The organism is Leyella stercorea (assembly GCF_021531655.1).
In genome coordinates, this window is record NZ_JADYUF010000041.1 from 21,925 (window position 1) to 32,316 (window position 10,392).

A 10,392-nucleotide genomic window follows, 5' to 3' on the forward strand; every position below is an offset into this window, starting at 1 on the left:
AAGTAGGCAGACCAATTCTGTCTACCGGAACGGCGGGTTCATGTCCGCCGCTCTGTATTTACATACAAATATGTCTCTTGACAACAAGGCACAAGCCTGAATCTGTAACCTGAATTACGTATTAACTTAAAGGGAGGACCCTAACTATGGACGACCAGAACTTGAAAGACCAACAGCGAGAAGCCGCTGACAACAAAATGATTGAGGACGCATTCAACGAAGTTCTCAAGATATACCTTGCATCACGACACCGCAGAAAGGTTGACATCATAAATAAAGCTTTCAACTTTGCACGACAGGCTCACAAAGGCGTGCGCCGACTTTCGGGCGAACCGTACATCATGCATCCTATTGCTGTGGCACGAATTGCCGTTGAGGAGATGGGACTCGGTTCTACCAGCATCTGCGCAGCGCTGCTCCACGACGTTGTGGAGGACACCGACTATACCGTCGAGGACATCTCCAACATCTTCGGCGAACGCATTGCGCACATCGTCGACGGTCTGACCAAGATTTCAGGCGGCATCTTCGGCGACCGTGCATCAGCCCAAGCCGAAAACTTCAAGAAGCTTCTGCTCACCATGAGCGACGACATACGCGTCATACTTATTAAGATATGCGACCGTCTGCACAACATGCGCACACTCGCTTCGCAGCCAGCCAACAAGCAGTACAAGATAGCCGGCGAGACCATGTACATCTATGCGCCACTGGCAAACCGACTCGGACTGAACAAGATAAAGACCGAACTGGAGGACCTTTCGTTCAAGTATGAGCATCCAGACGAGTACAACTACATCAAGAACAAGCTCGCCGACACACAGGCGCAACGCGATACGCTCTTCGCAAAGTTCACCGGACCTATACGCGAGGCTCTCGACCGTATGGGAATACAGTACGAACTCAAGGCACGCGTCAAAAGCCCCTACTCCATCTGGAACAAGATGCAGAACAAGCACGTCACATTCGAGGAGATATACGACATCCTGGCTGTGCGCATTATATATACGCCTAAGGTGCGTTCGGAGGAAATCAACGAATGCTTCAAGATATACGTGGCAATAAGCCAGATATACAAGTCGCACCCCGACCGACTGCGCGACTGGGTGAACCATCCCAAAGCCAACGGCTATCAGGCTCTGCACGTGACGCTGATGTCGAAGCAAGGCAAGTGGATTGAGGTGCAGATACGCTCCGACCATATGGACGAGGTGGCAGAACAGGGATTTGCAGCACACTGGAAGTACAAGGAAGGCGACAACGAAAACGTTGACGACGATTCCGAACTCAACAACTGGCTGTCGACAATCAAGGAGATTCTTGACGACCCGCAGCCCGATGCGATGGACTTTCTCGACACTATCAAGCTCAATCTCTTCGCAAGCGAGATATTCGTATTCACACCGAAGGGCGAAATCAAGACTATGCCTGCCGGATGTACGGCGCTCGACTTCGCTTTCCAGATACACACCTTCCTCGGCTCGCATTGTATCGGTGCCAAGGTGAACCACAAGCTCGTGCCGCTGAGCCATCATCTGCAGAGCGGCGACCAGGTTGAAATCCTATCCTCAAAGTCGCAACATGTGCAGCCATCGTGGATCAACTTCGTGTCAACGGCTAAAGCCAAGCAAAAGGTTATGGCTATACTGCGACGCGACAACCGCGAAACCCAGAAGAAGGGCGAGCAGATTCTCGACGACTGGTTGAAGAAGAACGAGCTCGAGATGACCACTCCAGTGCTCAACAAGCTGTGCGAAGTCCACGACATGCAGAAGCACGAAGACCTCTTTCTTGCCATCGGACGACGCACAATACTGCTCGGTGACAAGGACGTTGAGGAACTGCTTGAAAAGAAGAAGAAGAACGAGACGACCAGCAGCTGGCTCAAGTATGTGCCCTTCTTCGGCCATAGCGAGAAGAAGGAAGGCAAGAAGGACAACTTCTTCATTGTCGGCGAAGGCTTCAACAAGAAGAAACCCGTCATCATCAACGAGGAGAATATCTCGCAATTCATATTCCCCGCCTGTTGCCACGCTATTCCGGGCGATGACATACTGGGATATATCGACAACAAGAACCGCATCGAAATACACCGTCGCGACTGCACCGTGGCAAACAAACTGAAAGCAGCCTATGGCAAACGCATTCTCGATGCCAAGTGGGACATGCATCAGGTGATGTTCTTCGACGCTACAATCGAGATACGAGGCATCGACCGCAAGCGCATGCTGCACGACGTTTCGGAGGTGATTTCCGACAAGCTCGATGTCAACATCCACAAGATGACCATCGAAAGCAACGAAGGAATATTCGACGGACAGATTGAAATACGCGTACACGACCGTGATGAAGTGAAGAAGATTATGGGCGAACTACGCAAGATTGAAGACATAAAGGAAGTGCTGCAGATACTCTAACAAGCGCTGCATATAATATAAATAAGGTGTATTATGGAAAGGAAATGCCTGTTTGAAGTATGCGCCAATGGCGTGGAGAGTTGTCTGGCTGCACAGGAAGGCGGTGCCGACCGTGTGGAACTGTGCGCCGGAATACCTGAAGGCGGAACCACTCCGTCGTATGGCGAGATTAAGGTGGCGCGCCGATTGCTTGCCTCTACACGTCTGCACGTGATAATCCGACCGCGCGGAGGCGACTTTCTATACACTCCGCTCGAAGTGGAGCGCATGGAGGAGGACATAAGAATATGTAAGCAACTGGGTGTTGACGGCGTAGTGATAGGCTGCCTTAATGCCGACGGAACGCTCGATATGGATGCCAACCGACGTCTGGTGGAGGCTGCCGAGGGCATGTCGGTGACATTCCACCGCGCTTTCGACCGCTGCAACAATCCTCACGAGGCGCTCTGTCAGCTCATAAAGCTTGGCATCGACCGCGTGCTTACATCCGGACAGCAGCCCACTGCCGAACAAGGCATACCGCTGCTCAAGGAGCTTAACGCCCTTGCCGACGACCGTATAACGATACTTGCAGGATGCGGAGTAAACGAGAGCAACATACGCAAGATACATGAGCTGACCGGCGTACACGAGTTTCACTTCTCGGCACGCACAGCTGTTAAGAGCCGTATGCAATATATCAACCCCGATGTATATATGGGAACGAAAGATGCCGACGAAGGTACGCTGATGTACACGTCGGCAGAAAGAGTAAAGGCTACAATAAGGATGTGTCAAAACTCAATTATACGGGCTGAAAGCCCAATAAGCACATAGCCCAAGGCAGCACTTTGGGTGTACGGATTGAAAATAGCAAAACGCCCTGTAAGGGCAAAAGCATTGATAATTAACGCTTTTGCCCTTACAGGGCGCATTGTTTTTGGTGGTTTTTTACCTCAGGGCGTTGCCCTGGGCTATGTGCTTCTGCCCCATCGGGGCGTGCTGCTTTGAGTTTTGACTTTACCCTCCTTTTTTATTCAAGTATTCACTTGGTTTTTCCAAGAAAATCCTTCGCATTTTCAAAAGGAGTCCTTTTGCACTCCAAAACGAGTCCTTTTGCATGCCAAAACGAGTCCTTTTGCATTCCAAAACGAGTCCTTTTGCATTCCAGAAGGAGTCCTTTTGCACTCTAAAAGGAGTCCTTTTTCAGAGCCATTGCTTTCCACTTGCGATAGCCCATTACCGCTATCACCACATACAGACCGTACAGTCCTGCCTTGAAGGGTATGCCCTTGACCAAATACAGATAGCAACAGACTGCATCAACGACTATCCAGAACGCCCATTGCTCTACGTATTTGCGTGCCAATGCCCACAAGCCGACGAAGCTTAGGGCATTGGTGAAGGCGTCGAGAGCCGGAACGGTAGAGTTGGTGAACTCGGTGAGCACGTAATATGTAGCCGCCCATGCCACTACGAGGAACACTCCGGCTGGCAGATACAGACGACCCGGCATGTGGGTGATTGGCATTGCGTCGCCCTGCTGCTGTCCGCGCTTCTTGCCGAAACGCCACACAGCATAGCCGTATATTGCGGCAAGAGTGTAGTACACAGCCATACCGGCGTCGCCATACAGTCCGTGACTCCAGTAGAGATAAACATCGAGAGCCGGCATTATGATGCCCACCACCCACAATGCTATGCTCGCACGATACTCAAGAATGAGATATACTATGCCGAGAACGGTAGTGAAGATGTCGAGTCCGTGCTCTATAATGTAATCCATCATCTATTGCTTAGAATTTCAGAGTGACGTGACCCATGCATGTGAAACCTGCCATCGGGATGTAGGCGAGTGTCGATGTGCGCTTGCCCTCGTTATACCAGTCGTAGTAAACGTAGCCCGATGCAGCGTAATGGCGGTTGAAGATGTTGTTGAAGTCGATACCCAGTTTCACCTGCTTCATTCCAAGCGCCTTCGAAACCTTGCTTGTATAGTTGAAGGCGAGGTCGGTCTGCGAGTAGCTCGGGATTGAACGCTCCGAGCTTTCGGTGTTGTCGAGATACTGACGGCTCACGAAATTGGTGTGCCATGTAGCGCTGAATCCTCCGAAGTGTACGTCAACGAATCCGTTGAGGATGGCTGACGGCGAGTAAGAGAGGGTCGACTTGGCGTATGTATTGTGTACAGCCTCGGTGTCCCAAGCCTCCACCTCCTCGGTGAAGTTCTTCAGCTTGTTCTGGCTCAGCGCAGCATTGCCCTCCAACGAGAGCCACTGCAGCGGGCTCCAACCTGCCGACAGCTCGGCACCAAGACGATAGCTGTTCTTGATATTGCTTGTAATAGCCTCGCCGATGTCGCTCTTTGCACCAGTCATTACAAACTGGTTGATGTATCGCATATAATAAAGGTTGGCGCTTGCGTACCAGTTGGCGGTGCGATACTGATAGCCCAGCTCTGTATCAAAGAGATGTTCTGCCTTCGGAAGCGCTGCGCTGCTGTTGTCGGTGAAGTTGTTGCGCTCCGGTTCGCGGTTGGCGTAGGCTACTGAAGCGTAAGCCTTGTGGCCTCCACGTGTATAGCTGATACCGGCTTTTGGATTGTAGAACACGTAAGTCTCGTCGATATTGAGCTGCTGCTGTGTATAGAACTTGCGGCCGTCCTTCTTTCCCTTGATGAACTTGTCGTTCACTCCGTCGGTGGTATAGTCAACGATGCGCATCTGCATATCGGCAAACGCATTCCAACCCGAACCGAAATTGTATGCAGCCTTTACAAACCAGCTGTAGTCGTTCTTGTCGGCATCCGAGTCGTAGTACTTGTACTTGCCGCCATCTGTCAGATACTGGCGCTCCACTTCCTCATTGGCTATATATGTAAGGTAGCCCCAGTGGTTGCAGCGGAACATCTGGGCGCTGAGTCCGCCGATTACGTCCCATGCGTCGTCATGATACGACACGTTGTAGAGGGCACCGTAGTTGTTCTGTGTAAGTCCCTTGCGGCGCACAGCCTCCGACTCAATCAGCTCACCGTCGGCATCATAAACGTTCAGTCCGAACTTCTTGCCGAGAGCCGAAGCACGGCGGAACTCGTTGTAGTAGCCATAACCGTAGGTGTAGTGTACGGTAGCGTTGTGAGTCCAATGCTCCGACGGCTGCCATACAAAGTTGAGGATGTTATGGTTCTGATAGAAGTTGTCGGTAGTCTGATTCCACTTGCGTCCGTCGCGGAAGTAGAACGACTTGGTAGAGAGACGACCGCCGTCGGTCGACGGGTAAACAAGGTCTTCCATAAGCTGGTTGTATCGTCCCAGACCATAATTGTACATATCCTTATAGCTATTGATGCCATACGACGAGAGCGAGTAGCCGTCGTAGTCGCACGCAGCAACACCGTTCCATGCCTGACCGGTTTTCTCGAAGTTGCCGATGTTCTTGTAGCTCAACTTGAAGTTGCTGCCTATCCATGTCAATCCGCCGTAGTAAGAGCCCGAACGTCCGCTTGTGCCATGTATATAGCCGTCGGTGTTGGTCTCATGATAGGCACCGTCGAAGATAAGGCTGTTGCCGATGAGGTTGGCAGAGAAGTTGATGCCAGTGTTCCAAGTGTTGTACGAGCCGAACGAACCGGTCAGTTCAACGTACGGAACAGTTGATGGAGCCTTTGTGGCAAGCGAAATACTACCGCCGAAAGCGCCGTCGCCATTGGTAGAAGTGCCAATACCGCGCTGTATCTGGGCGCTGCCCAACAGCGAAGCATAGCTGTTCATGTTTGCCCAGAACACCGTCTGGTCCTCGGGGGAGTTAAGAGGCACACCGTCAATAGTGACGTTTATGCGGCTGCCACCGGCACCACGCATACGCATATACGTAGTTCCCGTGCCCATACCGTTCTCGCTCCATGCCAGCACACCGGGTGTTCGGCTGAAGAGGAATGGCATTTCCTTGCCTGAAGTGGCAAACTTCTGCAGTTCGCTGCTCTTGATGTTGGCCACCGCAAAGGGGGCGTTCTTGGGTGCACGTACACCCTTTACCACAACCTCGTGAAGGTTCTGCACCTTCAAGGTGTCAAGTGTGGTCTGCGCCTGTGCCATCTGAGCAGATGCAACACATGCTGCAGCCATAGCTACACCGATTGTCTTTTTCATCTTTTTACCTGATTTTTTAACGTCATACGGCATAAAAGTTTTCCTGAAATCATCCGCAATGACTAATAATACATAAAAGGGGCTGCCCTTAATGCTTAACCTTTTCGCTACGCCGGTATTGTCCGGATCAGCTCTGAGGGTATAATCTCAGACGGAAATGTTCCGCCACCCCTTGGCATGCACTTTGCATTCCGAGTGCAAAGTTAACAATATTTCGCTAAACTGACAATCTTTTCGGTGTAAAGACAAATATAGTTTGCCACATAACACTTGTCAATTTGATACAGTATTAATAATATAATATATCTTTTTAATATTTTATACCGTTTTCATTTGTCAGTTTGCTACAATTTATTACCTTTGCAAAACGAAATTAAAAACACAACAAAATGAGCACAATAATAAAACCAGAGCATTATCATGCCCTTCTCGATACGCACAAGACCGAGCAGGGCATCAAACTCATAAAGGATTTTTTTCAGGAGAATCTTTCAACTGAGCTGCGCCTGCGCCGCGTCACAGCACCGCTGTTCGTGCTTCAAGGACTCGGCATCAACGACGATCTCAACGGAGTGGAGCGCCCCGTTACATTCCCAATCAAGGACCTTGGCGACCAGAAAGCGGAAGTTGTACACTCGCTTGCCAAGTGGAAGCGACTCACATTGGCTGAATATAACGTCAAGCCTGGATACGGTGTGTACACCGACATGAACGCCATCAGAGCCGACGAGGAACTCGACAACCTTCACTCATTGTACGTTGACCAGTGGGACTGGGAAGCCGTTGTCACCAAAGAAGATCGCAACGTGGCATTCCTCAAGTCGATTGTGGAGCGCATTTATGCCGCCATTCGCCGCACGGAGTATTTAGTTTGCGAGACATACGAGAACATCAAGCCCTTCCTTCCCGAACAAATACACTTCATTCATAGCGAAGACTTGCTGCAGATGTACCCCGACCTCTCGCCGAAGGAGCGCGAGGACGCTATCTGCAAGAAATACGGAGCCGTATTTATAATAGGTATAGGCGGCAAACTGTCGAACGGCGAGAAGCACGACGGACGTGCTCCCGACTACGACGATTGGTCTACAGTAGCCGAGAACGGCAAGGAGGGTCTCAACGGCGACATACTTATATGGTATCCTGTGCTCGAACGCTCGTTCGAACTTTCGTCAATGGGTATACGTGTCGACAAGGAATCGTTGCTCCGCCAGCTCAAAATTGAGGGCAAGGAAGACCGTGAGCAACTGTATTTCCACCGCCGACTGCTTGCCGACGAGCTGCCGCTGTCAATCGGCGGTGGTATAGGTCAGAGCCGTCTCTGTATGGTTCTGCTTCACAAGGCGCACATCGGCGAAATCCAGGCAAGCATCTGGCCTGAAGAAATGCGTCGCGAATGCGCCAAGCTTGGTATGCCCTTAATCTAAGGAAAGGGCATACCCTCAGTCTGACGAAAGCCTAAGCGTGCGCATGGCGTTCAATACCGCCAACACCATAACGCCCACATCGGCAAACACAGCCATCCACATAGTAGCCAAACCCACTGCGGCGAGCAACAGCACGAGCACCTTAACGCCTATGGCAAACCATACGTTCTGCCGTGCAATGCCCAGTGTACGACGCGCTATGCGGATGGCTGTCACCATTTTCGAGGGTTTGTCGTCCATCAAAACAACGTCGGCAGCCTCAATGGCAGCATCCGAACCGAGCGCTCCCATCGCTACACCAACGTCGGCACGTGCCAATGCGGGCGCATCGTTTATGCCGTCGCCCACGAAAGCGAGCGTTCTGTTCTTCTTTTTCTTATCGAGCAATTGCTCGAGAATGCCGAGTTTGTCGGCAGGCAACAGCTGTGTATGGCAATCGTCAATGCCCACACGGCGTGCCACATCCTCTCCTACTTCCTTACGGTCGCCCGTCAACATGACGGTATTGCTGATGCCCATGGCGTGCAATCCGGCTATGGCATCGGCTGCATCTTCCTTTATCCGGTCTGCCACAACTATATGTCCGGCATACTCACCGTCGATGGATACATGCACAGTAGTACCTACTACATGACACTTATGCCACTCTGCGCCTACCGAATCCATCATGCGCTCATTGCCAACGCACACCGTATGGCCATTCACCACGGCGCGCACGCCGTGTCCGGCTATCTCCTCAACGTCTTCAACCATGCATCCGTCTGCCTCATTTCCGAACGCCTGTTTCAGCGAAACGGCTATGGGGTGGGTGCTGTATCGCTCCACATGGGCTGCAAGATGAAGCAGATGATCGGGCGAAATCTTGTCGGGATGGATGGCCTCAACGCAGAATTCGCCGTGAGTGAGGGTTCCTGTCTTGTCGAACACTACGGTGTCGAGTTCTGACAGGGCGTCGATATAGCTTGCACCCTTTATCAGTATGCCGTGGCGCGACGCTCCACCTATGCCTCCGAAGAACGACAGCGGAATGGAGATGACTAAAGCGCAGGGACATGAAACCACAAGGAATGTCAACGCACGGTAGAGCCATGTGGTGAGCGATTCGACATAACCGCCGCAGAACAATGGCGGAACAAACGCCAGAACCAGTGCCACTATGACGACGATGGGCGTATAGACACGTGCAAAACGGGTGATGAAGGCTTCGCTCTTCGACTTCTTCTCCGAAGCATTCTCCACCATACTTATTATCTTAGAGGCTGTCGACTCGCCGAAACTCTTCTGCACATTGACGGTCAGCACGCCCGATATGTTGACGCATCCCGACACAACCTGGTCGCCCTTATGTACATCGCGCGGCATACTCTCGCCCGTAAGTGCCACAGTATTGAGTGCCGACGTGCCGTCAACAATCTCGCCGTCGAGCGCAACACGTTCGCCCGGCTTCACGATGATGGTCTCGCCGACGGCTATTGTGTCCGGACTCACGGTCTGAATCTTGCCGTCGCGCAGCACATTGGCAGTATCGGGGCGTATGTCCATTAGAGCACGTATGCTGCGGCGCGAGCGGTGTTCGGCATAATGCTCAAACAGTTCGCCCATCTGGAAGAACAGCATAACAAATACGGCTTCGGCAAACTGGGGTTCGGCTACGGGCAAAAAGCCTATACACATGGCTCCTACGGTAGCGACGAACATAAGGAAGTCCTCATCGAACACCTCACCATGGCATATTCCTTCAAACGCCTCGCCCACAACATCGTAGCCCACCACCATATAGGGCACAAGATAAATAATGAGCATTTGCCACACGGGCAGCTGCACCGTATGCTCCACCAGAGCAGCAACAGCGAGCAAAACGGCTCCAACAATGATTCTGATAAGCTTTACATTCATATCTGTATGTTATTTAATTGTTTTCTGAATGCAAAGGTATGGAATAGCGGGTGCAACATGGTTGCATAGTTAAATTACTCCAAATTCAGAATGACCCATAAATTATTATTATCACTCCATATTCCGGATAAACTAAAATTCAAAATTGAATAATTCACAATTGCAGGCGTAGCCGAGAACAATTCAAAATTCAAAACTCAAAATACAAAAATCAAAAAGGAGTCCTTTTGGGTTGCAAAACGAGTCCTTTTGGGTGCTAAAAGGAGTCCTTTTACAATGCAAAACGAGTCCTTTTGGAATGCAAAAGGACTCGTTTTGAAATTCAGCTGTTCAAACGTTGTGTGGTTAACAATAGTCAGTTATATGAGTTTAACACAACAAATGTAGGATGAGGGTGTATCAAAAGCCAATTATACGGACTGAAAGCCCAATAAGCTCATAGCCCAGGGCACCGCCCTACCCTTTATACACATCTTTGACAATTCTCAACATCTCACATTTGCAGAAGAAATTGTCAAGTCCTGT

Annotated in this window: 6 protein-coding genes; 3 read left to right on the plus strand and 3 right to left on the minus strand. The window is 50.9% G+C overall.

The window, feature by feature from the left end; all coding sequences use genetic code 11:
* The first annotated feature begins 146 nt into the window (after window positions 1-146).
* Complete coding sequence (locus I6E49_RS11180) at window positions 147-2,417, plus strand: RelA/SpoT family protein (protein WP_235402371.1); 2,271 nt, start codon at window positions 147-149, stop codon at window positions 2,415-2,417.
* A 33-nt stretch (window positions 2,418-2,450) separates the two neighbouring features.
* Complete coding sequence (locus I6E49_RS11185; RefSeq protein WP_235402372.1) at window positions 2,451-3,233, plus strand: copper homeostasis protein CutC; 783 nt, start codon at window positions 2,451-2,453, stop codon at window positions 3,231-3,233.
* A 352-nt stretch (window positions 3,234-3,585) separates the two neighbouring features.
* On the opposite strand, the gene pnuC is transcribed toward I6E49_RS11185, so the two are convergent.
* Entirely contained in the window at window positions 3,586-4,185 is a 600-nt protein-coding gene (pnuC, locus tag I6E49_RS11190) for a nicotinamide riboside transporter PnuC (protein ID WP_235402374.1), read from the minus strand.
* 7 nt (window positions 4,186-4,192) lie between these two features.
* Window positions 4,193-6,544, minus strand: coding sequence for a TonB-dependent receptor (locus tag I6E49_RS11195; RefSeq protein WP_235402375.1), 2,352 nt, complete (start codon window positions 6,542-6,544; stop codon window positions 4,193-4,195).
* Between the two features lie 389 nt (window positions 6,545-6,933).
* On the opposite strand from I6E49_RS11195, the gene asnA reads away from it, so the two are divergent.
* On the plus strand, window positions 6,934-7,971 hold the full coding sequence (gene asnA / locus I6E49_RS11200; RefSeq protein ID WP_235402376.1) for an aspartate--ammonia ligase: 1,038 nt from the start codon (window positions 6,934-6,936) through the stop codon (window positions 7,969-7,971).
* Window positions 7,972-7,986: 15 nt separating this feature from the next.
* Here asnA and I6E49_RS11205 read toward each other — a convergent pair whose 3' ends face one another.
* Window positions 7,987-9,867 carry a heavy metal translocating P-type ATPase gene (locus I6E49_RS11205; RefSeq protein WP_235402377.1) on the minus strand — a complete coding sequence of 627 codons (1,881 nt, stop codon included), beginning with the start codon at window positions 9,865-9,867 and terminating at the stop codon, window positions 7,987-7,989.
* Window positions 9,868-10,392: the final 525 nt, after the last annotated feature.